Annotated in this window: 27 protein-coding genes and 1 pseudogene; 27 read left to right on the forward strand and 1 reads right to left on the reverse strand. The window is 34.5% G+C overall.

Annotated elements, in window-relative coordinates; translation table 11 throughout:
- Positions 1 to 96 precede the first annotated feature (96 nt).
- Entirely contained in the window at positions 97 to 1,044 is a 948-nt protein-coding gene (trxB, locus tag HND39_11050; protein QKJ96772.1) for a thioredoxin-disulfide reductase, read from the forward strand.
- Positions 1,045 to 1,080: 36 nt separating this feature from the next.
- Here trxB and HND39_11055 read toward each other — a convergent pair whose 3' ends face one another.
- Entirely contained in the window at positions 1,081 to 1,452 is a 372-nt protein-coding gene (locus HND39_11055; GenBank protein ID QKJ96773.1) for a hypothetical protein, read from the reverse strand.
- Between the two features lie 183 nt (positions 1,453 to 1,635).
- Between HND39_11055 and HND39_11060 the strand changes: the two genes are divergently transcribed.
- The 26 genes and pseudogenes from HND39_11060 to HND39_11185 all read left to right on the forward strand — a co-directional run bounded on the left by HND39_11060 (position 1,636) and on the right by HND39_11185 (position 23,837).
- The gene (locus HND39_11060; GenBank protein QKJ96774.1) at positions 1,636 to 2,202 is read left to right on the forward strand and encodes an RNA polymerase sigma factor; all 567 of its coding nucleotides are present in this window, start codon (positions 1,636 to 1,638) and stop codon (positions 2,200 to 2,202) included.
- Positions 2,199 to 2,723: a hypothetical protein gene (locus HND39_11065; GenBank protein ID QKJ96775.1), complete on the forward strand. Its 525-nt coding sequence runs from the start codon at positions 2,199 to 2,201 to the stop codon at positions 2,721 to 2,723. Before HND39_11060 ends, HND39_11065 begins: the two co-directional genes overlap by 4 nt.
- 198 nt (positions 2,724 to 2,921) lie before the next feature.
- Positions 2,922 to 3,836 carry a GTPase Era gene (era, locus tag HND39_11070; GenBank protein ID QKJ96776.1) on the forward strand — a complete coding sequence of 305 codons (915 nt, stop codon included), beginning with the start codon at positions 2,922 to 2,924 and terminating at the stop codon, positions 3,834 to 3,836.
- A 129-nt stretch (positions 3,837 to 3,965) separates the two neighbouring features.
- A complete protein-coding gene (locus HND39_11075; GenBank protein QKJ96777.1) occupies positions 3,966 to 4,241 on the forward strand; it encodes an acylphosphatase in 276 nt (91 codons plus the stop codon).
- Entirely contained in the window at positions 4,241 to 4,723 is a 483-nt protein-coding gene (locus HND39_11080; GenBank protein ID QKJ97977.1) for a 2-C-methyl-D-erythritol 2,4-cyclodiphosphate synthase, read from the forward strand. Before HND39_11075 ends, HND39_11080 begins: the two co-directional genes overlap by 1 nt.
- Positions 4,723 to 5,334: a DedA family protein gene (locus HND39_11085; GenBank protein QKJ96778.1), complete on the forward strand. Its 612-nt coding sequence runs from the start codon at positions 4,723 to 4,725 to the stop codon at positions 5,332 to 5,334. The genes HND39_11080 and HND39_11085 overlap by 1 nt, the downstream gene beginning before the upstream one ends.
- A complete protein-coding gene (gene lnt, locus HND39_11090) occupies positions 5,331 to 6,989 on the forward strand; it encodes an apolipoprotein N-acyltransferase (GenBank protein QKJ96779.1) in 1,659 nt (552 codons plus the stop codon). Before HND39_11085 ends, lnt begins: the two co-directional genes overlap by 4 nt.
- 67 nt (positions 6,990 to 7,056) lie before the next feature.
- On the forward strand, positions 7,057 to 7,263 hold the full coding sequence (locus HND39_11095) for a hypothetical protein (GenBank protein ID QKJ96780.1): 207 nt from the start codon (positions 7,057 to 7,059) through the stop codon (positions 7,261 to 7,263).
- On the forward strand, positions 7,250 to 7,639 hold the full coding sequence (locus HND39_11100) for a type II toxin-antitoxin system VapC family toxin (GenBank protein ID QKJ96781.1): 390 nt from the start codon (positions 7,250 to 7,252) through the stop codon (positions 7,637 to 7,639). Before HND39_11095 ends, HND39_11100 begins: the two co-directional genes overlap by 14 nt.
- Positions 7,640 to 7,642: 3 nt before the next feature.
- Positions 7,643 to 8,662 carry an aminotransferase class I/II-fold pyridoxal phosphate-dependent enzyme gene (locus HND39_11105; GenBank protein QKJ96782.1) on the forward strand — a complete coding sequence of 340 codons (1,020 nt, stop codon included), beginning with the start codon at positions 7,643 to 7,645 and terminating at the stop codon, positions 8,660 to 8,662.
- Positions 8,659 to 9,114, forward strand: a complete 456-nt coding sequence (locus tag HND39_11110) for an acyl-CoA thioesterase (protein ID QKJ96783.1) — start codon at positions 8,659 to 8,661, stop codon at positions 9,112 to 9,114. The genes HND39_11105 and HND39_11110 overlap by 4 nt, the downstream gene beginning before the upstream one ends.
- A 133-nt stretch (positions 9,115 to 9,247) precedes the next feature.
- Complete coding sequence (locus HND39_11115; GenBank protein ID QKJ96784.1) at positions 9,248 to 9,949, forward strand: 3'-5' exonuclease; 702 nt, start codon at positions 9,248 to 9,250, stop codon at positions 9,947 to 9,949.
- Positions 9,950 to 10,039: 90 nt separating this feature from the next.
- Positions 10,040 to 10,525: a hypothetical protein gene (locus HND39_11120; GenBank protein QKJ96785.1), complete on the forward strand. Its 486-nt coding sequence runs from the start codon at positions 10,040 to 10,042 to the stop codon at positions 10,523 to 10,525.
- 167 nt (positions 10,526 to 10,692) lie between these two features.
- Complete coding sequence (gene purL, locus HND39_11125) at positions 10,693 to 12,960, forward strand: phosphoribosylformylglycinamidine synthase subunit PurL (GenBank protein ID QKJ96786.1); 2,268 nt, start codon at positions 10,693 to 10,695, stop codon at positions 12,958 to 12,960.
- Entirely contained in the window at positions 12,953 to 13,954 is a 1,002-nt protein-coding gene (locus HND39_11130; GenBank protein QKJ96787.1) for a YihY/virulence factor BrkB family protein, read from the forward strand. The genes purL and HND39_11130 overlap by 8 nt, the downstream gene beginning before the upstream one ends.
- Positions 13,955 to 14,118: 164 nt before the next feature.
- Entirely contained in the window at positions 14,119 to 14,643 is a 525-nt protein-coding gene (locus tag HND39_11135) for a cytochrome c (GenBank protein ID QKJ96788.1), read from the forward strand.
- Between the two features lie 19 nt (positions 14,644 to 14,662).
- Positions 14,663 to 16,618, forward strand: a complete 1,956-nt coding sequence (gene nosZ / locus HND39_11140; protein ID QKJ96789.1) for a Sec-dependent nitrous-oxide reductase — start codon at positions 14,663 to 14,665, stop codon at positions 16,616 to 16,618.
- A 55-nt stretch (positions 16,619 to 16,673) separates the two neighbouring features.
- Positions 16,674 to 17,252, forward strand: a complete 579-nt coding sequence (locus tag HND39_11145; protein QKJ96790.1) for a hypothetical protein — start codon at positions 16,674 to 16,676, stop codon at positions 17,250 to 17,252.
- A gap of 7 nt (positions 17,253 to 17,259) precedes the next feature.
- Positions 17,260 to 17,724: a nitrous oxide reductase gene (locus tag HND39_11150; protein ID QKJ96791.1), complete on the forward strand. Its 465-nt coding sequence runs from the start codon at positions 17,260 to 17,262 to the stop codon at positions 17,722 to 17,724.
- A 77-nt stretch (positions 17,725 to 17,801) separates the two neighbouring features.
- Positions 17,802 to 19,043: a nitrous oxide reductase family maturation protein NosD gene (locus HND39_11155; GenBank protein QKJ96792.1), complete on the forward strand. Its 1,242-nt coding sequence runs from the start codon at positions 17,802 to 17,804 to the stop codon at positions 19,041 to 19,043.
- The gene (locus HND39_11160; protein ID QKJ96793.1) at positions 19,040 to 19,756 is read left to right on the forward strand and encodes an ABC transporter ATP-binding protein; all 717 of its coding nucleotides are present in this window, start codon (positions 19,040 to 19,042) and stop codon (positions 19,754 to 19,756) included. Before HND39_11155 ends, HND39_11160 begins: the two co-directional genes overlap by 4 nt.
- A 132-nt stretch (positions 19,757 to 19,888) precedes the next feature.
- Positions 19,889 to 20,278 (forward strand): annotated as a pseudogene (locus tag HND39_11165) (endonuclease domain-containing protein).
- Between the two features lie 170 nt (positions 20,279 to 20,448).
- The gene (locus tag HND39_11170; protein ID QKJ96794.1) at positions 20,449 to 21,237 is read left to right on the forward strand and encodes an ABC transporter permease subunit; all 789 of its coding nucleotides are present in this window, start codon (positions 20,449 to 20,451) and stop codon (positions 21,235 to 21,237) included.
- A 110-nt stretch (positions 21,238 to 21,347) separates the two neighbouring features.
- On the forward strand, positions 21,348 to 22,616 hold the full coding sequence (locus HND39_11175; GenBank protein QKJ96795.1) for a c-type cytochrome: 1,269 nt from the start codon (positions 21,348 to 21,350) through the stop codon (positions 22,614 to 22,616).
- 143 nt (positions 22,617 to 22,759) lie between these two features.
- Positions 22,760 to 23,209 carry a DoxX family protein gene (locus HND39_11180; protein QKJ96796.1) on the forward strand — a complete coding sequence of 150 codons (450 nt, stop codon included), beginning with the start codon at positions 22,760 to 22,762 and terminating at the stop codon, positions 23,207 to 23,209.
- Positions 23,210 to 23,339: 130 nt separating this feature from the next.
- Positions 23,340 to 23,837 carry a GAF domain-containing protein gene (locus HND39_11185; protein ID QKJ96797.1) on the forward strand — a complete coding sequence of 166 codons (498 nt, stop codon included), beginning with the start codon at positions 23,340 to 23,342 and terminating at the stop codon, positions 23,835 to 23,837.
- Positions 23,838 to 23,840 lie beyond the last annotated feature (3 nt).

Raw genomic sequence — 23,840 nt, forward strand, 5'->3', positions numbered from 1 at the left:
AAATGCATTCATGCATGCTCTGTGAATCTTTCGTAAATTTGTAGAATCAAATCTTCAGAAATTAATTTTTAACTATAATTCATTTAAAGGAAAGAAATGTCAGATAATCATCACAAAATAATAATTATCGGATCAGGCCCTGCGGGATTTACGGCAGCGCTTTATACAGCAAGAGCAAATCTGAAACCTGTTATCTTTGAAGGAATGCAGCCCGGTGGTCAATTAACAATCACAACTGAAGTTGAAAACTATCCCGGATTCGAACACGGCATTCAGGGTCCTGCATTGATGGACATAATGAGGAAACAAGCGCAAAGATTTGGAACTGAAAGTATCTACAAAGAAATTACAGAAGTCGATTTTTCAAAGCGACCATTTGTTCTAAAATCTTATGATGATGTTTATACTGCTGATGCAGTAATAGTTGCAACCGGTGCTTCAGCAAAACTGCTCGGTTTGGAAAGTGAAAAGAAATATATGGGATATGGAGTTTCTGCTTGCGCAACTTGTGATGGATTCTTTTTTAAAAATCAGAAAGTACTTGTTGTTGGCGGCGGAGATACTGCAATGGAAGAAGCAACTTATCTTACAAACCACGCTTCAGAAGTTACAGTTGTGCATCGAAGAGAAGGTTTCAGAGCTTCAAATATTATGTTGAATCGAGCCGAGAAAAATCCGAAAATAAAATTCATGCTTAATAAAACAATTAAAGAAGTTGTTGGTGTTGAGCAGAATGGAATAAAGAGAATGACAGGAGTTGTTCTTGAAGATACACAGAATCATTCAACTGAAGAATTTAATGCTGATGGTTTATTTATCGGAATTGGTCATCAACCAAATACAGCAATATTCAAAGGTCTGCTTGATATGGATGAAGTTGGTTATCTGAAAGTTAAGCCCGGTTCAACTTACACTAACATCGAAGGAGTTTTTGCTGCCGGTGATGTGAGTGACAGTAAATATCGTCAGGCTGTAACTGCGGCTGGATCAGGTTGTATGGCTGCTATCGATGCTGAAAAGTGGCTGGAAGCACAAGAGGCCTAACCCCAAACCCCTTCCCAAAGGGAAGGGGCTTTCATTCTAACTACTAGCCTTTTTTTCTAAATCGTATGCACGTCTCAACCTGTTTCCATAGATGTTCGCAATTACAAAACCAATTCCTGTGAAAATAAATATTGAAGCAGGTGTAACTACTTCACGGGTCTCTTCCGCACCAGACATTAAACCGATTCCCAATCCTATTCCAAAGAAAATAGAGATGATGCCGATTTTCATAAGCCAGAAAGGATCTCTCTTCTGTTCAAAGAATTTTTTTATATCTTCAGAAGATAATCCTTTTTCTATCAGCATTTGTCTTTCTCTGGAACGGTAATATATAAATGTAACCCAGATCAATCCGATAATTAGAAACATTACTATCGGAATAAATACGGCAACTACTTCTTCTTGCATTTTCTTTTCCTTTCTGTTGTTTAATAGTTGAGACTTTTATTCCTGCTGTTAGGTTACACTATGTTAGCAAGATTAAAATTACTTTTAGCGTTCATTTATTGTTTTTGTTGTTTTCGCAATATATTTTTCAAAGGAAATAAACTTTGTGTAACCAATATCACCAACTCAGAGTCTAACATTTGAATGAGAAATCTTTCTGATCAGGAAATAATCGATTCGGTTAGAAAAGGCAATAGTTCTGATTATTCAATTTTAGTGAATCGATACAAGAATAAAGCATTTTCAATGTTAAAGAGAATGCTGAAGAATGATTTCGATGCCGAAGAAGTTTTACAGGATTGTTTTTTGAAAGCTTATAAGTCGTTGGTGAATTTTAAAGGTGAATCAAAATTTTCAACCTGGTTTTACAGAATTGTCTATAATTCAGCTGTAACGAAATTATCTTCTCAGAAAAGAAAAACAGAAACTGAAATGACGTCTGTAGAAGATTACATCAATCTTGAAAGTGAATATAATTCTGATGAGATCGAGAAAACAGATGTTAAGGATCTTGTTCATAGAACAATTAGTAAATTACCGGAGAGATATTCAGCGATTATAACAATGTTCTATTTAAATGAAATGACAATTGATGAGATAAGTGATGTAACGGGGATGAGCATTTCAAATGTTAAAGTTATGCTTTACAGATCAAGAAATGCATTACGGGATTTAATCTTAAAAAATAAATTAGCCGAAGAATTACAATGATTCAGATTACAGATGATATATTAAATAAATATCTTGACGGTGAGTTGAGCAGCGCAGAAGCTGATCAGGTAAAATCCATTATTCGTAATTCAGAAGAGCTGCAAAGAAAATTCAATGCACTAAAGTTAGTTCACGATAATTTATCTGCAATTACTGAAGATGAAGTTACTGCTGGCTTTACCGAAAAGTTGATGAAGCAAATAGTAAAAAGATCAACAGTTCCAAAACAGCAGAAATATTTTATTGCTTCAGTAGTAACATTTATAGTATTACTTTGCCTTATAATGTTTGGTATTTCTATCTCTGCAATGATTTCAGCAACTACGTCTGCTGCAAACGGCTCTGAATCTGTTTTTGATTCTGTATCTGGTCTAAGCGAAGGACTGGTCAGAACCATCCATAATTTATTCAGTGGAACAAGCTTGTCAATTATTGGATCGGTCTTTTCTCTGATCCTGTTGATATCTGGTTATTTCTTTTTTGAAATGCAGAAACGGACTAAAACTAATCTGGGGAATTAACTTCTTCCTGCCATTTTTCTAACTTATTTGAAAATATTTATCCATTATTAAGAATTGTTGCATTGCTTTAATGCTGTATTGTTATATCAATTAACTGTTCTCCAACAATAAAACAATTTAACAATATAGCAATTCAATTCCTTCGAGAGTATTTTTCCGAAGTCCTTTTAATTCACTTTGGAATATTCATAATAGATAATGACTAATCACCGGACAGGTTACGCTGCAATACTTGGTTTACCCAATTCAGGCAAATCTACTCTGTTAAATGTTCTGCTCGGACAAAAGCTTTCAATTATCACATCAAAACCACAAACAACAAGAAAAAGAATTCTCGGAATTTTAAGTGAAGAAGATTACCAGATAATTTTTCTTGATACTCCGGGCATTCTTTCGCCATCATATCTTCTTCAGGAAAAGATGATGGAAGATGTTAAAACTTCACTTGATGATGCAGATGTTATTTTATTAGTTATTGATGTAGCTGAAGATCCGTTAGGTGAAATTCTGCTTAATCAGGAATTTATCAGTGAATCAGTTTTGAAATCATCAAAACCTAAATTACTGGTGATAAATAAAGTTGATTTGAGCAACCAGGAAAAAGTCACTGAGCTGTTAAAGCATTTTGAAAAAAGGAAGTCATTTGAAGAAATTATTCCAATCTCAGCAGCACTCAACTTTAATATTCAAAGAGTAAAAGAAGAAATAGTTCGCTTTCTTCCCGAAGGACCGAAACTTTTTCCTGATGATCAGGTGACTGATGCTAATGAAAGATTCTTTGTCTCAGAAATTATACGAGAAAAAATTCTTGAGCATTACCGTGATGAGATTCCGTACAGCAGTGAGGTATTGATTATTGAATTTAAAGAAAGAGAAGAAGGAAAAAATTTCATCAGTGCAGAAATTGTAGTTGAACGAGATTCCCAGAAAGCTATTATTATCGGCAAAGGTGGAACCGCAATTAAAAAACTTGGACAGGCTGCAAGAGAATCAATCGAGGAGTTTTTGCAAAAAGATGTTTTTCTTGAACTGAGAGTTAAGGTCAGAAAAAAATGGCGAAGTGATGAAAATCTGCTGAAGAGTTTTGGGTATTCAATTAGGAACAAAACTTAAATATAAAATTTTCTAAATATGAATATGACTTTCGGGAACCAATGTTCTGGATTAATTGCTAAATTGTTTTATTGTTATATTGCTTTTATCAATTTAACAATAGAGCAATAAAACAATTTTTATTTATAAATGGAAGTTCGTGCTGAAATTGTTGTTAATGGCTTGGTGCAAGGAGTTGGTTATAGATATTTTGTTATTCGTCAAGCGCAAATACTTGGATTAAAAGGCTATACCCAAAATCTTTATACCGGTGAAGTCCTCACAGTTGTTGAAGGTGAGAAAGCCATTATTGAAGAGTTAATTAAGAAATTAAAAGTCGGACCAATCCACGCTTCTGTTAAATCCTGTAAAGTAGATTGGCAGGAAACAAAAAATGAATTCACAGATTTTGAGGTAAAATTTTGATTATAGATTTAAGAACCGGAATTGGATTTGACGTCCACGCATTCGTTGAAGGAAGAAAACTGATTCTCGGAGGAATTGAAATTGCTCACGATAAAGGATTATCAGGGCACTCTGATGCTGATGCACTTTTGCATGCAATTACCGATGCAATGCTTGGTTCACTTTCACTTGGAGATATTGGCACTCACTTTCCTGATGATGATGTGAGATATAAAAATGCTGACAGCACAGTATTTCTGAAGAAGGCTCACGAACTTATACGTAACAGGGGATTTTATGTTAACAATATTGATGCTGTGGTAATGCTTCAGCAGCCAAAAATTTCTCCCTACATACAGAAGATGAAAGAAAAAATTTCAAAGATTCTTGATATCGGCTCTGATCGTATTTCAATCAAAGCAACAACAACTGAAAAACTTGGATTCGTTGGAAGGGAAGAAGGAATATCAGTTATGGCAGTTGCAACAGTAGTAAGAAAATAATGTTTGAAGATATTCTTTCCAGGATTGCAACATTTCCGCCATTCTGGATTTACATTACACTTTTCTTCTTTGCATTTATTGAAAATGTTTTTCCACCATCACCAAGTGACTTTGTTACAGTTGTGGGTGGAACACTTATTGGTACCGGCGATATTAATTTTTTACTTGCACTTTCATTTGCAACTCTTGGTAGCATTCTGGGTTTTTCATTAATGTTTTACATTGGAGCGACTGTAGATAAAAAATTAATTCACTCAGGAAAATTCAGATTTATTCCTGTTGAGTCGCTTAATAAAGTTGAAACCTGGTTCAGAAAATACGGCTACGTCATTGTCGTAGTTAACCGTTTTATGCCCGGAACACGAGCCGTGATTTCTTTCTTTGCGGGGATTAGTAATCTTGACCCAAAAAGAACGATAGCACTATGTTTAATATCGGCTTTATTTTGGAACGCAATCTTACTATACCTTGGATTTATTTTTGGAGATAATGTTGAATCTGTGGATAAATATTTAACAACTTACAGTAATATTGTAATTGTAGTTACTATCGTGATTATTTTATTTTTCATTGTAAGATATTTTTTCAGAAAAAGAAAATCAGCAGTTTGAAATTATTTTCTAAATACAAGGTCCAGCTTTCCCCTGAAGAAAAGAAACAACGAAGAAAAGAAAGATTATTGTTAATTCTCAGTGGAATTATTCTTGGAATATCTTTCCCACCATTTCCTTTCCCCTTTACACTTTTGATTTTTGTTGGACTGATTCCTTACTTCATTGTGATAAAAAGAAGAACAACTCTTGCTTCGATAAGCAGCGCAACTTTTCTTTTTTCATTGGTATTCAGTTTGATTACTATTTATTGGGTTGGAAGCTGGTCATCCGAAGCTGATCCATATTTGATGTTAGCTGGTGTTGCACTGCTTCTTGTTTATCCGTGTGTGATGTTAATTCCATCTACACTTTTTTATCTGACCAGAAAAGTATTTCCAAAATTTGATGCAATCTGGTTCTTTCCGTTATTCTGGGTTACACTTGAATATCTTTTAACACAAACCGATTTAAGATTTCCATGGCTTCTACTTGGGCACGGACTCGCAAAGTTTAATTTGTTTATTCAAGGTGCAGATATTGTTGGAACAAACGGCTTATCATTAATTGCTGCATACCTAAATGTTCTTCTCTTTAAATCTTTCTTTGAAAAGAATTCGGAAAGAAAATTTAGATTGAAACCATTACTGATTGCTGTGTTTATTTTTCTCTGCATGATTATTTACGGAATTTACAAAACATCAACGTTCAGGATTTCAGAAAGAAAAGTTAGAATCGGAATAGTTCAGCCAAATTTGAATCCATGGGATAAATGGTCAACAGGAAATCTAAGTGACCTGTTAAATATGTACCTTACACTTTCACAAAAATGTGTAGATGAAGGTGCTGAAGTTATTCTCTGGCCTGAGACAGCTCTTCCTGTTTATGCGTTTGGTGGAACTTACCCAATGGTTGAAAATTCTATTTATAATTTTCTCGACACAAATCATGTCTCACTTCTAACAGGAATGCCGGATATAATTTATGATCTGAATCAGAATAATATTCCTGAAGATTCAAAATATTCCGGACCGGGAAATTATTATTACAGAACTTACAATGCAGTTCTTGGACTCAATCCTGGTTCAAGAAATATTCAGCGATATGGAAAAATGAAACTCGTACCTCTTGGCGAACGCGTACCATTTGTTGATCAATTTGCTTTTCTTGGTGATTTACTGAAATGGGGAGTTGGTATTACGGGATGGAATATTGGGAAAGATACAACTGTATTTAAAATTAAGAATGAGAAAATTGATACAATAAAAGTTGGTGGTCTTGTTTGTTACGAATCTGTTGATCCTGTTTTTGTAACTGCTTTTGTTCAGAAAGGTGCTGAGTTAATTACTGTAGTTACCAATGATAGCTGGTACGGAAAATCAAGCGGACCTTATCAGCATAAAGATTTTGCAATGCTTCGGGCTGTAGAAAACAGAAGATCTGTTGTTCGCTGCGCAAATGGTGGTGTAAGTTGCATTATTAATGCGAAAGGAAATATTCTCGCTGAAACAAAGATGTTTGTGAAAACAACTTTAGTTGGAGAAGTACCTTTGCAAGATGAAAAAACATTTTATTCAGAGAATCCATTAATTGTACCTATTCTTTGTTCGGTTTTTTCTTTCTGGATTTTTGGAATGAATATCTTAATTTGGCTGAAAAGTAAGTTTAAAATGTAGTAATTGATGAATAGCGATAGATTCTTTATCTTTTAGTATGCAAAAAACAAATAAAAAAAATAAGAAGTTGATTATAACACTACCTCGTGAATCTTTGAAATATCTTGACAATAAAGTAGTTCAGGTTGAAGTGGATGAGAACATCTTAAAGAAAGAATTAAATCTCGAAGTTATAAAGAAAGCAAGAGGTTTGTTAAAAAAATATAATGTTGATGGTCTTGAGTACCAGAAACAAATTAGAAAAGAATGGGAGAGGGAGCTTGCCGTCGGATAATTTCGTATATGATACCAATCTCTTCATTTACTACCTAAATGGTAATCAACACGTCGAAAAATTTTTTACCTCTGAGTTTTTATCAAGCAACAATGTTTATTATTCTATTATAACTGAAATAGAATTACTTTCATTTCCAAAACTTACAGACAATGAAATTTATTCAATCAAATCTTTTCTTAATGGTTTTATTAAAATAAATCTTAATGAAGATATAAAAGACAAGACTATTGCAATAAGAAAAAAACATAAAGCCGGATTAGGAGATTCAATTATAGCAGCATCGTCAATTATTTATCAAGCAAGATTAGTAACCCGCAACATTGATGATTTTCTAAAAATTTCAGATTTAGTAATTTCAAATCCATTCGAGTGAGTTTTGATTGACCTCCGTAGCGACACAGTAACTAAACCATCACCTGAAATGCGGAAGGCAATGTACGAAGCAGAAGTCGGTGATGATGTTTTTAAGGAAGATCCAACTGTAAACAAGCTTGAAGAATATATTGCTGAACTTCTTGGTAAAGAAGCAGCTCTATATGTTCCAAGCGGATTGATGGGAAATCAAATCTGTTTAAATGTACTTACTGAACCAGGTGATGAAGTTATCTGCGATCGCGAAGCTCACATCTTTAATTATGAATCTTCTTCACCTGCACGATTAAGCGGAATACAACTCTATCCGCTTGATGGAGAACTTGGTATTCTGAGATCAGATCAGGTTGAACCTTATATCAGAACGACTGCATATCATATGCCTCGCACAAAAGTTATTGAAGTTGAAAATACTCACAATAGAGCCGGTGGAACCATTTGGTCGCTTGATAATATTATAGCTTTGAAAAACTTAGCGAAAAAACATCAACTTTATTATCATCTGGATGGTGCAAGATTGTGGAATGCTTGTGTTGAAACCAGAGTTTCACCCAAAGATTATGCTCAACACTTCGATACAATTTCCTGTTGTTTTTCAAAAGGACTTGGTGCACCAGTTGGTTCTGCAATTGCAGGATCAAGAGAATTTATCCACGAAGCATATCGGGTCAGAAAAGCATGGGGAGGTGGAATGAGACAGGTTGGCATCCTCGCAGCAGCGGCATTGTATGCAGTTCAAAATAATCGTGAAAGATTAAAAGAAGATCACTGGAGAGCAAAACATCTTGCCGAAAGAATAAAAGAAAATCCAAATCTTGAAATAAATATGGAAGCGGTCCAGACAAATATTATTTTGTTCAAACCACTCAATATGACACCCAAAGAAGGATTGATTAAATGCAGAGAATTAGGATTGATCCTGACTCCGGGTACAATAGATTCACTTCGTGCAGTCACGCATCTTGATATTAATGATGATGATATTGAGAAAGCTGCAAACATTCTTGATGAGGTTTTCAAATGAATCAACAGTTAACTTTAAAGGATTTCAAACATAAATTTTCAGTAACAGTTCGATTTCACGAAGTTGATATGCTCAGGGTTTGTTATAACGCCGTTTATATTAATTATTTTGAAACTGCAAGATTAGAATATGCAAAAGCTGCGGGATTAATTCCTAAAGGTGGAATTTTCTCGGATGGAAATTTGTTTTTTATTGTACGTAATGAAATAAATTACAGTGGTTATGCGCACCACGATGATATCCTTGACGTGTATTCAAGAATAAGTTTTATTAAAAAATCATCTTTCGGATATGATCATTTGATTGTAAATCTGAGAACAAACAAAGTTATCGTTGATGGAAAAGTAGTTATCGTTCATGTGGACCCAAAAACAAGAATGTCTGCTCCACTGCCCGAAAGTTTTATTGAAAAAGTAAAAGTGTTTGAACCAACAGTTCAAATTTTAAGATAATAATCATTTTGTCATAGCGAATCTCTATTTATAGGGATGAAGCAATCTTATTTTAGTCTTAAGATTGCTTCGCTCCTGCCTTGCCGGCAGGCAGGTCGCTCGCAATGACAACAATAAAAAAATAGGAGGCAAAATGAGAAGAATAGTTTTCGATATTGAAACCTGCGCTTATCCTTTCGAATCACTCTCCGAGAGTCAGAGAGAATATCTCCTCCGTTATGCAGATAAAGAACCTGATCCTGATAAACGACAGTTGATGATTGATGATGCTGTGCGTTACACAAGTCTTTATCCGTTTACTTCAAAATGTATAGTAATTGGAATTTATGATGTAGAGAAAGAAAAATCTTATGTCTATTATGAAAGTCAAATGAAAGAAGAATGGACAATTGAATCCGCCACAGACGGAGGAAAAGTGCAATACAAAGGACTTTCAGAAAAAGAAATGCTCGAATCCTTCTGGCGAATCGTAAAACAAATTGACCAGTTTATTACGTTCAACGGAAGAAATTTTGATGTTCCTTTTTTAATGATGAGATCAGCGATGGTTGGAGTTAAAGTCACAAAGAATTTAATGGGTTACCGTTATGGCGATGAACACATTGATTTACTGGAGCAATTTACTTTTTATGGCTCAACAAGAAAATTTAATCTCGATTTTTATTGCCAGTCATTTGGAATCGAATCGCCAAAATCAAAAGACATTTCAGGAATGGAAGTTAAAAATCTTTATGAAGCCGGAAGGATAAAAGATATTGCAGTTTATTGTTCGAAAGATGTTTATGCGACTTATCAACTTTATAATATTTGGGAAAAGTACATTAGTATTAAATAATAGAGTGGTAGCCTCAACCTTTAGGTTGAGGTTTGCAAAGTCAGAAATTTTTCTCAGGCTAAAGCCTGAGACTACCAGATCTAATTTGAAATGAAACCAATACGAGAGAAGAAACACAGGCTTGATTCTGAAATCTATAGAGGTGAGAGAGTTGTATCATTTACAATTTGTATAAAGGATAGGAATAAGCTATTTGTAGAAGAAAGCATCTTTAGAGTATTTGAAAAAATATTATTAGCTGAGTTGATAAAATATAATTGTTCTGCTTTTGTGTACCTCTTCATGCCAGATCACGCTCATTTAACATTGACTGGAGACAAATCAAATTCAGATATAAAAAAATGTTTGGATATGTTTAAGCAAAAAACCGGATACTGGTTATCTAAAAATGATCCTGAGATTAAATGGCAAAAGGGTTATTATGATCATATTCTGCGACGCAAAGAAAATCTTGATATACATATAAAATATATTTTGAATAATCCGGTAAGAGCCGGACTGGTTGAACATTGGAAGCAATATCCTTTTAAAGGATCAACGAATTATAATTTAGAAGATTGGGAATCAAATTGGTAGCTTATCTGGTAGCCGCAAGCTTTAGCTTGCGTAGGATAACGAATATTAGACCCAAGAAATATTTTACCTCAACCTGAAGGTTGAGGCTACCTGCTTTCAATAACATTTACAAATCCTTTATATTTCTTACCTAAAATTTCACACTTAAATTAAAAACAATTGAATTGATGAAACAACCTGAAGTAACTCTCGAACTTGCAATAGAGCACGGACTCAATAAAGGAGAATATGAAAGAATATTAAAGATATTAGGCAGGACGCCAACTTTTACCGAGTTGGGAATCTTTAGTGTAATGTGGAGTGAACATTGCAGTTACAAAAATTCAATAGCTCAATTAAAAACTTTGCCGAGAAGCGGTGGAAGATTGCTTGTTGGTGCTGGTGAAGAAAATGCCGGACTTGTTGATATTGGAGATGGACTTGCAGTTGCATTTAAAATTGAAAGTCATAATCATCCTTCTGCAGTTGAACCATATCAGGGCGCAGCGACAGGTGTTGGTGGCATAATGAGAGATATTTTTACTATGGGTGCAAGACCAATTGCTTCCCTCAATTCACTACGATTCGGAAATCTGGATGATGCACGCACAAGATATTTATTTGCAGGATGTGTAAAAGGAATTGGTGATTACGGAAACAGCTTTGGAGTTCCAACTGTTGCCGGTGAAGTTTATTTCGATGAATCATATCAGGGAAATCCATTAGTTAATGCAATGGCAGTTGGAATTGTAAAGACGAATACATTCGCAAGTGCTGTTGCAAAAGGTGAAGGAAATCCTGTGATGATTGTCGGTTCATCAACTGGAAGAGATGGAATTCACGGCGCAACTTTTGCATCTGAAGAACTTTCGGAAAAATCTGAATCGAAACGTCCTTCGGTTCAGGTTGGAGATCCGTTTACTGAAAAACTTTTGCTCGAAGCTTCTCTTGAAATTATTCGCAAAGGATATTTGATCGGAATCCAGGATATGGGTGCAGCGGGAATTTCCTGCTCAACAAGTGAAATGAGTGCAAAAGGTAAATCAGGAATGAAAATAAATCTTGATAAAGTTCCATTACGTGAAGAGGGAATGAGTGCTTATGAAATTATGCTCTCTGAAAGTCAGGAAAGAATGTTGTGTGTTGTGAAGAAAGGCTATGAAGAAAGAGTTAGAGAAGTTTTTGAAAAATGGGATCTGCATTGTGAAATTATTGGTGAAGTAATTAATGATGATAAACTATTCATCAATTACAAAGGAAAACTCGAGGCTGAACTTCCTCCTTTTGAATTAGTACTTGGAGGTGGTGCACCTGTTTACATTCGGGAACAAAAAGAACCATCTTATATAAAAGAAAAAAGAAAATTTGATTTCTCATCTTTGCCTGAACCAAAAGACCTGCCTGCCGGCAGGCAGGATATCCAGGAAACTTTTCAGAAAGTATTTTCTTCACCAAACATTGCTTCCAAGAAATGGGTTTACGAACAATATGATTCAATGGTTAGAACAAACACAATTGTTGGTCCCGGTTGTGATTCAGCAGTGATTTACATCAAAGGAATAAATAAAGCTTTCGCGATGAAAACTGATTGCAATGCAAGATATGTTTATCTTAATCCGAAAGAAGGTGCAAAAATTGCAGTAGCTGAATCAGCACGAAATATTGTTTGCTCGGGAGGAATTCCATTAGCAATCACAAATTGTTTGAACTTTGGTAATCCCTACAAACCTGAAATATATTGGCAGTTTGCAGAAGCAATTGCCGGAATGGGAGAAGCCTGCAGATTTTTTGATACTCCGGTTACCGGTGGTAATGTAAGTTTTTATAATGAATCTCCTGATCCCGATAAGGTCGGAACAAGTCTCGCGGTTTATCCAACTCCAACAATTGGAATGCTGGGATTAGTTGAAGACCTTTCACACATAACAACTTCCTATTTCAAAAACGAAGGTGATTTGATTTATGTGTTAGGAGAAGATAAAGAAGAGCTTGGTGGCAGCGAGTATTTAAAAGTAATTCATAAAAAAGTTGAAGGTGATTGTCCGCAGCTAAATCTGCATGTAGAAAAGAAATTACAAGATACAGTTCTCGAACTCATCAGAAATAAATTAATTAATTCTGCTCACGATATTTCAGAAGGAGGAATAATTTGTGCACTCGCTGAGTGTTGTATCATAAATGAAGAAAAAAAGTTTGGTGCTGAAGTATCAATCCCGATCAAGTCAAGAAAGGATTTTTCATATTTTTCAGAATCACAATCACGAATCATTGTTTCAATATCACCAGATAAAAAAGATGAATTTGAAAACATCGTTCATACATCCATGCAGCCATGCATTCATGCAGGGGAAGTTGGTGGTTCAGAGTTAAAAATTAACGATGATATTAAAGTTTCAGTGGATGATCTTGCAGATATTTATTTCAACACAATTCCGCGGATAATGACCGGTGATTAATAAACTGCTCGAGAAAATAAAGGAGACGAAAGTATATGAATCATTCAGAAAGCTGCGTTATTTTCTTCATCTGATTCCTGCCTGGCACTGGTTTGAAAAATTTAGCAAACATTATTTCGGAGGATTGTACAACAGAACAGATCACCATCATCTCTTTCTCCTCTCTGGCGGATTAGCATTTTCATTGTTTGTCTGCATAATTCCAATGACATTAATTATTTTCTGGCTGCTTGGAAAATTTCTGAACTCAGTTGAAGTAGAAATGCAAATTAATACTCTTATTGATACTGTAATACCTTATTCAACTTACGCCAACTTTGTAAAGGAAGTTATTTTTGATCGGGTCAAAGAGGTAGTTGAGTATAGAAATATTGCCGGATGGGTTGGTATAATCGGTTTGTTTTTTGCAGCCAGTGGATTTGCAAGTAGTCTCAGAACTGTGTTAAATAAAGTTTTTGGAACAGACACAGACATCAACATATTTCTTGGAAAACTGCGTGATTTTCTGGTAATTATAATTATTGTATTGGTGTTTCTTGTTTTCATTTTAACAATCCCGATACTTGATTTTCTTGTTTCATTTGCTCAGTCAACTCCTTATCTGCAATTTTTTAATCATCCTTTGTTGCAAAGAGTTTTTACTGCATCGTTTTCATTCTTTGTGATGTTTTTCATCTTTGCTGTCGTTTATAAGTTCATACCCATTATCAAAATTCGCAAACGGTCTGTTGCAATCGGTGCAATGTGGGCTGCAATTTTCTGGGTGGGTGCTAAAATTCTTTTCGGTATTTACTTATCTAATTTTACTACATTCAGCAGGATTTACGGCGCTTATGCGTTGGTAATTGTAGTTGCGTTCTGGATTTATTATTCTGCTGCGGTTTTTATTCTCGGCGCTGAAATTGCCAAGTTGTTTGATGAAAGATTGACTGCAAAGATTGTAAAACGAAAAGAAGCTGAACTCATTACACCTACCCCGGATTCGACTGTCTGATTCATAATTAATTATTTCAAACAACTGTTGACTAAGATTAAAATTTTTGTTAATTTTAATCAGACAATTTTATCTGATTATGTAAAATCCTAAAAAATCCCTATTTTTCGATAGAAAAAAGTAAAATCACATCAAACTAATACCATAATAAAGGAATAATATAAATGAGAGTTAGAATAAAAAATGCCTTATCTGAAAATGCCATAATTTCATTAGTGACTGTACTGATGATTTTCTTTTTGTTCGCTTGTGGCGGAGAAAATAAAGAAGGTGATACGGGTAAATCAGTAGATCAGAAAACCAATACTTCCGGACTTTCTGATTGGGAACTTGAAAACGGTTTTGGTCCTGTTAAAAAGAAACTAAACCTTGGACCGATTGACAAAACAATGGCAGCAGATGGTGAGAAAATATTTGAATCGAAATGTGCAGCCTGTCATAAACTTGATGAGAGATATGTTGGTCCGGCACAAAGAAATGTACTGCAAAGAGTCACACCTGAATTTTTTATGAACACAGTTTTAAATCCTGATGAAAATCTTGAGAAACATCCACACAGTAAACAAATGCTTGCTGAGTATATGACAAAGATGACAAATCAAAATGTTTCTCTTAAAGATGCACGTGCATTGCTTGAGTATTTCAGACTTCTCGATGAAGAACTAAAAAATCAAAATACAAAGAAATAATAAAATGGGAGGAAAATTTATGAACCGCAAATATTTGAACACAATTCTTGTTGGTCTTGCAGTAGTAGCTGCATTTGTGATTTTACATTATGGCTGCCAGGAATCAAAAGATTTAACGGCTGGGGATGTAGCAGAAAGAGTTTATGTTGCACCCGGTACTTATGATGACTTTTATCTTTTCACTTCTGGAGGATTCAGCGGACAGATTGGTGTCTATGGTCTGCCAAGTGGAAGATTGTTTAGAGTAATTCCTGTTTTCTCACAAGACCCGGAAAAAGCCTGGGGTTATTCAGAAGAATCAAAACCAATGTTTATGACCTCACATGGTTTTGTTCCGTGGGATGATGCTCATCATCCAAAACTTTCTCAGACAGATGGAATTGCAGACGGCAGATGGATTTTTATTAATGGAAATAATACTCCAAGAGTTGCACGAGTTGATCTTTCAACTTTTAAAACGGCTGAGATAATTGAAATTCCAAACTCGGGTGGTAATCACGGTTCTCCATTCATAACTGAGAATACCGAGTATGTTGTTGCTTCAACCAGATTCAGTGTTCCAATTCCTGAAAAAGATGTTCCAATCAGTTCGTACAAAGAAAACTTCAAAGGCACTATCAGTTTTATAAGCGTTAATAAAGAAGGGGCAATGGATGTTGCTTTCCAAATCCTTGTTCCGGGATTTGATTATGATTTAGCTCATTCAGGAAAAGGTGTCTCTCACGGCTGGGCTTTCTTCACAAGCTACAACACAGAACAGGCAAATACTTTGCTTGAAGTTAATGCTTCACAAAATGATAAAGATTTTATTGCAGCGGTAAACTGGAAAAAAGCCGAAGAGTATGTTAAACAAGGTAAAGCAAAAACTTTTAGTACAAGCTACTTAAGAAATTATTTTGATGAAAAGAAACATATGGGAATTTCGGAAGAGAAAAAGAGCGTGAAAGTTCTGCTTCCTGAAGAATGCCCCGGTTTAATTTATTATCTGCCAACACCAAAATCTCCTCATGGTGTGGATGTTGATCCAACAGGTGAATACATAGCAGCCGGTGGTAAACTTGCATCTATGATACCTGTTCATTCATTCAACAAAATGCTTAAAGCAATTGAGAACAAAGAATTCGAAACTACTATTGATGGAATACCAGTATTAAAATATGAAGCTACGATCGCAGGTGAAGTTCAAAATCCTGGACTTGGTCCACTACACACAGAATTTGATGATAATGGTTATGGTTATACATCTTCATTCATTTCATCAGAAATAGTAAAATGGAAAGTTGGTTCCTGGGAAATTGTTGACAGAATTCCTGCATATTATTCTATTGGTCATCTCTGCATTCCCGGAGGCGATACAAGGAAACCTTGGGGTAAGTATGTAATCGCTCTAAATAAAATTACGAAAGACAGATATCTGCCCACCGGACCAGAGTTGACACAGTCAGCCCAGTTAATTGATATCACGGGTGATAAGATGAAACTGCTTTTGGATTTCCCGACAATTGGTGAGCCGCATTATGCTCAGGCAATTCCTGCAGACATCATTATGAAAAATTCTAAAAAGATTTATCCTATTGAAGAAAATTCTCATCCGTATGGAGTTAAAGCAGAGAAGGATGCTCGTGTTGTCAGAGAAGGAAATGTAGTACACGTTATCATGTCAACAATCAGAACACACTTTGCACCAGATAATATTGAAGGTATTAAAGTTGGTGATGTTGTTTATTTTCACGTAACAAATCTTGAACAGGATTGGGATATTCCTCATGGTTTTGCAGTTAAAGGAATGCAAAATTCCGAATTGCTGATTATGCCCGGCGCTACCGAGACTATTGTGTGGACTCCACAAAAGGAAGGAATATATCCATTTTACTGCACTGATTTTTGTTCAGCACTTCACCAGGAAATGCAGGGATATATAAGAGTATCGCCCAAAGGTTCAAACGTGGCGATCACTTATGGAACAGGGAAATAATTAATTTAATGAAATCGTAGCACAGATTATTTAATCTGTGCTACATATTTATCTTATGAAAACTCAATCTAAAATATTAATCATCGTTGCTTCACTTATTTTAATTTTAACTTTCTTTTTTCCGATATGGTATATTGATCTTGAAGCTCCTCAATATCCTGAAGGAATCGGTTTGGAAATCTGGATAAATAAAATTACCGGACAACAAGAACATGATCTTGAAAACATTAATGGTCTAAACCATTATATTGGAATGAAAAGAATTGAACCGGATGCTATACCTGAGTTAACAATTATGCCCTTCGTAATTATTTTTATGACGCTGTTCGGTCTGATCTCAGGCATACTCGGGAAACGTATTCTCGTTTATATCTGGATTGTACTTTTTGTTGTAATGGCTGCTGTCGGACTTTATGATTTTTATTTGTGGGGATATGATTATGGTCATGATCTTGATCCGAATGCTGCAATAAAAGTTCCCGGAATGGCGTACCAGCCCCCATTAATAGGTTCAAAAATGCTTTTAAACTTCAATGCGGTTTCAATGCCGCATTTTGGTTCTTTGATTATTGCTGTGGTCGTATTAATTGCTGTAATCGCTTTATTTTTGGATAGAAAAAATAAAACAAGCTAGGATTGAATTGTTTAACCGTAACCAATCATCATTTTTATTCTTACTCGCACTCTTTTTTTTCGGAACCACATCTTGTGGAAGCAATCCTGAGCCTATAAATTATGGACAAGATGAATGTGAGTTTTGTCGGATGTTGATCTCAGATAATCGCTTCGGTTCGGAGATTGTTACTGATAAAGGAAAAGTATTCAAATTTGATGAAGTTGGATGCATGATTGATTATGCATTGGTAAAAAATTTAATCGGAGATGCTAATCAAAAATTTTTAGTAACAGATTTTGCAGTTCCTGAAACTTTAATTGATGCTAACTCAGCGTTCTATGTTCACAATGAAAATATCAGAAGTCCGATGGGATTAAATGTGATGTCGTTTGAAAGTGAAGTTTCCAGACAAAAGTTTATAGCGGAAAGTAGTGGTAGCATATTAAACTGGGTTGATGTGATTGAACTAGTTAAACAAAGAAGTATGTGAGCGGATCGTCATTCCGGATTTACTGCTTTGGCAGGAAAGTCCGGAATCTCAAAATATATATTGATTGATATTGTCAGATGCCAACTCAAATAAAACTAATATTCTTTCTTTCCTTTACATTATTTGCAACCCTTACCTCTGCTAAAGTAATTATCGTCTCCAACTCCGGACCAATCAATACAATTCTCAAAGCTATTTCTCAATCAAATGATTACGATACAGTTTTAGTTAAATCTGGAGAATATGCTGAAGGGAATATAATTGTCAATAAAAAGCTAACGATCATCGGAGAAAATTTTCCTGTCATCGATGGAAAAGGTACCGGAGAGATATTTACTATTGTTTCAAATGATGTTCAAATATCAGGTCTTACGATTAATAATTCCGGAATAAGTTTTCTTGAAGAAAATGCAGGGATAAGATTAAAAGAAGTACGGCATTGCGTAATAACTGGAAATAAATTTAATAACAATTTCTTTGCTATTTATCTTGCCAAGTCAGCTGATTGTATTGTCAGGAATAATTTTATCAGAGGCGAGGGAAAAAGAGAATCGAACTCAGGAAACGGAATTCATCTATGGTACTGCCGCGATATTACGATAGAAGGTAATGAAGTATATAACCATCGTGATGGAATTTATTTTGAGTTTGTTCGTCACGGGAAGATAATTAATAACCACAGCGAAAGAAACCTTCGCTACGGGCTTCACTTTATGTTTTCAGATAGTTGTTCATATTCAAATAACACTTTTCTGAATAACGGAGCCGGAGTAGCAGTTATGTACACAAAAAATGTACTGATGTTTGAAAATCATTTTCTAAAAAACTGGGGTGCTGCATCCTACGGAATATTATTGAAAGATATTTCTGACAGTCATATTGAAAAAAATATTTTTGATGAAAATTCTATCGGATTATACATGGAAGGCAGCAGCAGAGTTACAGTTGAAAAAAACAATTTTACCAAAAACGGCTGGGCATTGAAGCTGATGGCAAACTCAATGGAAAATTATTTTTATGATAACAATTTCGCAGCAAATTCATTTGATATTTCAACTAACAGCAGACAGAATTTTAACACATTCGAAAAAAATTATTGGGCTGATTATGATGGATACGATCTCAACAAAGATGGATTCGGTGATATTCCTTTCCGACCGGTTACAATGTTTTCGATGATGATTGAATCTCATCCAACTTCTTTGGTACTTCTGCATAGTTTATTTATAGATATTCTGAATATTGCAGAAAGTATTATTCCGGCAATAACTCCGGAAGCACTCACCGATCCGAAACCACGAATGAGGATGGTGAATTGATAACAGTAGCCAATCTCGTTAAAAATTTTGGAAAGAATCATGTTCTGAAGAATATTAATTTAACTATTGAAGCAGGAAAAGTTACTGCTGTTGTTGGTCCAAATGGTTCCGGAAAAACTACTTTGATAAAAACAATCCTCGGACTTGTAAGACCAACATCCGGAATTATCGAAGTTGATGGAACAATAGTAAAAGATGATTATCTCTACAGAAATAAAATTGGTTACATGCCACAGATAGCAAGGTATCCTGAAAACCTGACTGGTAATGAAATTATTTCGCTGATAAAGTCAATTAGAAATAGTAATGAGTTTGATGATGCAGAAATTCTTTCATCACTGAAGCTTACGCCTGAAATGGAGAAGCCGTTTAAAAATCTTTCCGGTGGGACAAAGCAAAAAATATCTGCTTTGATCGCATTTGCTTTCAACCCTAAAATAATAATTCTTGATGAACCAACTGCAGGACTTGACCCGATTTCAAGCAGCTATTTCAAAGATCTTGTTCTGAAACAGAAAGAACAAAAAAAGACAATAATCCTGACTTCGCATCTAATGAATGAAGTACAGGAACTTTCAGATGAAATTATTTTTTTACTTGAAGGAGAAATAAAATTTAAAGGCAGTGTTCAGTCGTTGCTCGAAGATAAAAATGAAACAAAGCTTGAAAGAGCAATTGCTGAGTTGATGAGTCAGAATCAGAACTCATCCTAATCCTTCTCTTGGGAAGAGAAGGACTTATTGGTATAAGAACAAAACACTTTATATGCTGACAGAAATAAAAATTAAGCCTTATATATTGATAACGATTCTCTCTCTTTTTAAGAGAGAGATACAGAGAGTTGTATTAGTCTCAACAATAAAAGGAAATTAGTCGAAGTTGCCAAGTCTGTGTGTCGTGAACTTAGGAAGAATTCAACCGAATCTGAAAGATTACTTTGGGAATCAGTTCGAGCTAAAAAATTAGGGAAGAAATTTTATTGACAGTATCCGATCTTTCACGATTTGACAGGTAAGGAAACTTTTTTCGTATCTGATTTTTATTGCCACGAAATGAAACTTATAATCGAACTTGATGGAAAATACCATCAATATAGATTAAAAGCAGATAAGGAAAGAACAAAAATCTTAAATCATCTTGGATTGAAAGTGATAAGATTTAAGAATGAAGAAGTGATAAATTATTTGGATGGCGTAGTTGTGAAAATCAAAAAAGAATTCGGAGTGAAGACTTAATTAATGTGAACTCATCCTAATCCTTCTCTTGAGAAGAGAAGGACTTATTTGAGTTCACACTTTTAAAATTTTTTGCTGACAGAAATAAAAATTAAACGTTTTATATTGATAACAATTCTCTCTCTTTGTAAGAGAGAGATACAGAGAGAGTTCGCCAATTAAAATTAGAAATGAAACTCGTTAAAAAAATATTACTTTACGAAATCCACAACACAATCAGAAGCAAGTGGGTTTTGCTTTACACTTTCTTTTTCTTTCTAGTTGGATATGGATTATTTACTTTTAGCGGAGATGTAAACAAAGCATACATCAGTCTGATGAACATAATTATAATAGTCATTCCGCTTGTGTCAATCATTTTTGGCTCGATATATTTTTATAATTCAAGAGAATTTATCGAGATGATGCTGAGCCAACCGATTGACAGGAAATCCCTTTTCCTCGGAATATTTTTAGGAACGGCAATTCCTCTTTCTGCAGGATTCGCAATCGGATTTTCTGTGCCGTTTTTGTTGTTTGGAAAAGTTGGTGAGCAGATTGATGGATTTATTTTATTACTGTTGATCGGAATTTTACTCACGTTCATCTTCATTGCACTTTCGTTTTTGATTTCTGTAAAGCAGGATGACAAATCAAAAGGACTTGGTATTGCAATTTTAATCTGGTTGGTACTTGCAGTTGTTTACGACGGAATCATTCTTTTGGTTATATATTATTTTCAGGATTACCCGCTTGAAAATGCAATGATAATTCTGAGTACTCTAAATCCAATTGATCTTGGAAGAATTTTATTTTTAATGAAGTTTGATATTGCCGCTTTGATGGGTTACACCGGAGCCGTATTTCAAAGATTTTTCGGAAGTTCATCCGGGATGATTATTTCTTTCATTTGTCTTATCATCTGGATATTTATTCCTTTCTTTTTAAGCAGCAGGATTTTTAAAAAGAAAGATTTTTGATTATTTTTTTGCTGAAATTCAGGGATAATTGTATCTTGAACAGAGAATTTTATCTCATTAATTTTTTCTTTTTTTTACATCAACTCACTTAAACTTAATTACAGGAAAGTATGGAGTGGCTTAAAAATTTCACGTTACCTCAATCAACTGAACACATTGAATTGATCGGATATATGTTAGTAATTGTCATGATGCTGTTCATTGTATTCAGCAGTATAATTTTATGGGGAACTTTAATCTCAATTTATCTGAAGCGGAAAGCAAGCAAAGATCTGGATGTTAAATATGAACTACTTTCAAAAGATATTATGGATACAGTTCTGTTCAATAAAATGACAGGGATTATGTTTTGTATTCTTCCAGGCATCACTGTAATCCTTATTTTAGCACAACTATTTCAATCCCAGAATAATCCCAACCTTAATTTTCTTATTTATTCGCTGGTGCTGTTAGTAATTGGTTTGCTATTTATCTACAGTTATAAAAATTCGTTTTACATGTTCAAACAGGTTGATATTAATTCAGGATTGGCTGGTTCGATACTTTTGTTTTTCTCGTTATGGTTATTTAGTGCAGCAATGACAAGTTCTATATACACTGAGTCTTCTTTAGCTGCTGCTGAATCAATAAACCTGTTCTCTGGTGTTGTACTTTTCAGATTTTTATTGTTAATACTTATTTCGCTTGCTGTTACAGGAGCTATTTTATTATTTAGAAAATACAACATTAAAAAATCTAACGCGGATACCAATGAAGATTACTCGTCGTCTGCTGTACAACTCTATTTAAAGATTACATTCGCAGCAATAGTCAGCATACCATTATTGATATTTATTAACATGATATTGCTGCCCAAAACTTCATTATCAGGAGCTTTCTTCTTTTATTTAATTCTCAGTGTCGTGTTTTTATTCATAGCTTATCACTTACTTTATCAGTTGTACAAAAATGCAAACAAAACATTCGCAGCATATTTACTTGTGTTACTGGTACTTTTTGTATTAATCAATGCTTTGAGCGATCAAATGCTTATTGCAGGTTCAAACAAAGTTCAATACACAATGCTCGCAGCAAAGTATGATGATTACCTGGCTGAATTAAAAGGAAGCGATAAAGTTGTTACCATCAATGGTGAAGAACTTTACTCTGTCCGATGTGCATCTTGTCATACTTTTGATAAAAAATTAGTTGGTCCACCGCATGACGAAGTAATCCCAAAATATTTTGGAAAGGAAAATCAGCTAATAGCTTTTATTAGAAATCCTGTTAAAGTTAATCCTGATTATCCGCCGATGCCCAATCCAGGTTTAAAACCAGATGAAGCTAAAGCTGTTGCAGATTATTTATTATCAAAAGTAAAAAGTGATTTAGGAAAATAATCTTGATTTTTTTTGATGATAAGATTTTTCACATGAATAAATGCTATCATGATATCAGGTTAAAAAGTTTATTCATATTTTAAGAAATACTAATAAACATCTGAAATAATTTACGTCATAATATTAATATCCAAGAGTAAAAAATGGCATTCTTTGAAAAGCTTAAGTTGTGGTTAGATAAAAACAGTGATCTGGCGTACGGTCTGATCAGAATATTTTTAGGTGTTGCATTATTTGTTCGTGGATGGATACTTGCTTCAGATCCTGCAGCCATAACCAGGCTTGCTGAGGAAGATAGAATTTATTGGTGGTATTCGTACATAACTGTTGCGCATATTATTGGAGGATTTTCACTTGCAATTGGTTTGATAACCAGACTCGGATCGCTGCTTCAGATTCCGGTGCTTTTCGGTGCAGTATTTCTTGTTCATCTTAAACAAGGATTACTTTCGGTTGGTCAGTCGCTTGAACTTTCAGCGCTTGTGCTTGTTCTCTTACTTATATATTTTGTTTTCGGCTCTGGTGGCTTATCAGTTGACCGTAGAATTTCAAAAAGAAAATCGGGTGATAAACCTCTGCAGAGCAGCAGTTAAAATATAAGTTGAATATATATCTATAGAGAAATCAATAAAGATTCTAAAGAGACACTCAGAAAAATTTCAAAAACTAATACTAAATATTTTAACGACTGAACATTTCACAAATTGTTAAAATAAAAATTTAATGGATAGTGAATTAAAAAAAATAATATCTGAACTGAGTCAATGGGGGAATTTGAATTCAGCAAGTCAATTCCTTCTAAAGAATATATGCAAGCTGAACGATTGGGAGTATGGTGAAATCTGGCTTCCTTCAAAAGATGGAAAATTTATGGTCTGGACTGGCTTCTGGAGTAAACTTTCAAAACACTTTGAAAAATTCTCCAAGTTCAGTTCGGTTCACAAGTTTGCAAAAGGAATTGGATTAGTAGGCAGAACATGGCAGCAAAAAAAAGTAATGTGGATTGAAGATATTTTTTTAAATAATAATTTTCTCAGAACAGAGGTTGCTTCGAAGAGCGGATTAAATTCAGCAGTGAGTATTCCATTCCTGCAGAATAATAATGTGTTGTTTATTCTGTGTTTTTTTATCCGAAATCTTACACCTGCCGATCAGGAAAAAGCAATTAAAATATTTGAATATTCAGAGCAAATAGGAAATGAAATTTCTGGGTTGAGTTAATCT

The sequence above is a fragment of the Ignavibacteriota bacterium genome, from assembly GCA_013285405.1.
GTDB lineage: Bacteria > Bacteroidota > Ignavibacteria > Ignavibacteriales > Ignavibacteriaceae > IGN2.

Bases quoted from the DNA above. Each gene is read 5' to 3' on its own strand.
- HND39_11135 (QKJ96788.1), top strand. From the start codon at position 14,119: ATGAGAGTTAGAATAAAAAATGCCTTATCTGAAAATGCCATAATTTCA.
- HND39_11055 (QKJ96773.1), bottom strand. From the start codon at position 1,452: ATGCAAGAAGAAGTAGTTGCCGTATTTATTCCGATAGTAATGTTTCTA.
- nosZ (QKJ96789.1), top strand. From the start codon at position 14,663: ATGAACCGCAAATATTTGAACACAATTCTTGTTGGTCTTGCAGTAGTA.
- purL (QKJ96786.1), top strand. From the start codon at position 10,693: ATGAAACAACCTGAAGTAACTCTCGAACTTGCAATAGAGCACGGACTC.
- era (QKJ96776.1), top strand. From the start codon at position 2,922: ATGACTAATCACCGGACAGGTTACGCTGCAATACTTGGTTTACCCAAT.
- HND39_11145 (QKJ96790.1), top strand. From the start codon at position 16,674: ATGAAAACTCAATCTAAAATATTAATCATCGTTGCTTCACTTATTTTA.
- HND39_11120 (QKJ96785.1), top strand. From the start codon at position 10,040: ATGAAACCAATACGAGAGAAGAAACACAGGCTTGATTCTGAAATCTAT.
- trxB (QKJ96772.1), top strand. From the start codon at position 97: ATGTCAGATAATCATCACAAAATAATAATTATCGGATCAGGCCCTGCG.
- HND39_11065 (QKJ96775.1), top strand. From the start codon at position 2,199: ATGATTCAGATTACAGATGATATATTAAATAAATATCTTGACGGTGAG.
- HND39_11115 (QKJ96784.1), top strand. From the start codon at position 9,248: ATGAGAAGAATAGTTTTCGATATTGAAACCTGCGCTTATCCTTTCGAA.
- HND39_11175 (QKJ96795.1), top strand. From the start codon at position 21,348: ATGGAGTGGCTTAAAAATTTCACGTTACCTCAATCAACTGAACACATT.
- HND39_11185 (QKJ96797.1), top strand. From the start codon at position 23,340: ATGGATAGTGAATTAAAAAAAATAATATCTGAACTGAGTCAATGGGGG.
- HND39_11155 (QKJ96792.1), top strand. From the start codon at position 17,802: ATGCCAACTCAAATAAAACTAATATTCTTTCTTTCCTTTACATTATTT.
- HND39_11075 (QKJ96777.1), top strand. From the start codon at position 3,966: ATGGAAGTTCGTGCTGAAATTGTTGTTAATGGCTTGGTGCAAGGAGTT.
- HND39_11170 (QKJ96794.1), top strand. From the start codon at position 20,449: ATGAAACTCGTTAAAAAAATATTACTTTACGAAATCCACAACACAATC.
- HND39_11110 (QKJ96783.1), top strand. From the start codon at position 8,659: ATGAATCAACAGTTAACTTTAAAGGATTTCAAACATAAATTTTCAGTA.
- HND39_11180 (QKJ96796.1), top strand. From the start codon at position 22,760: ATGGCATTCTTTGAAAAGCTTAAGTTGTGGTTAGATAAAAACAGTGAT.
- HND39_11085 (QKJ96778.1), top strand. From the start codon at position 4,723: ATGTTTGAAGATATTCTTTCCAGGATTGCAACATTTCCGCCATTCTGG.
- HND39_11060 (QKJ96774.1), top strand. From the start codon at position 1,636: ATGAGAAATCTTTCTGATCAGGAAATAATCGATTCGGTTAGAAAAGGC.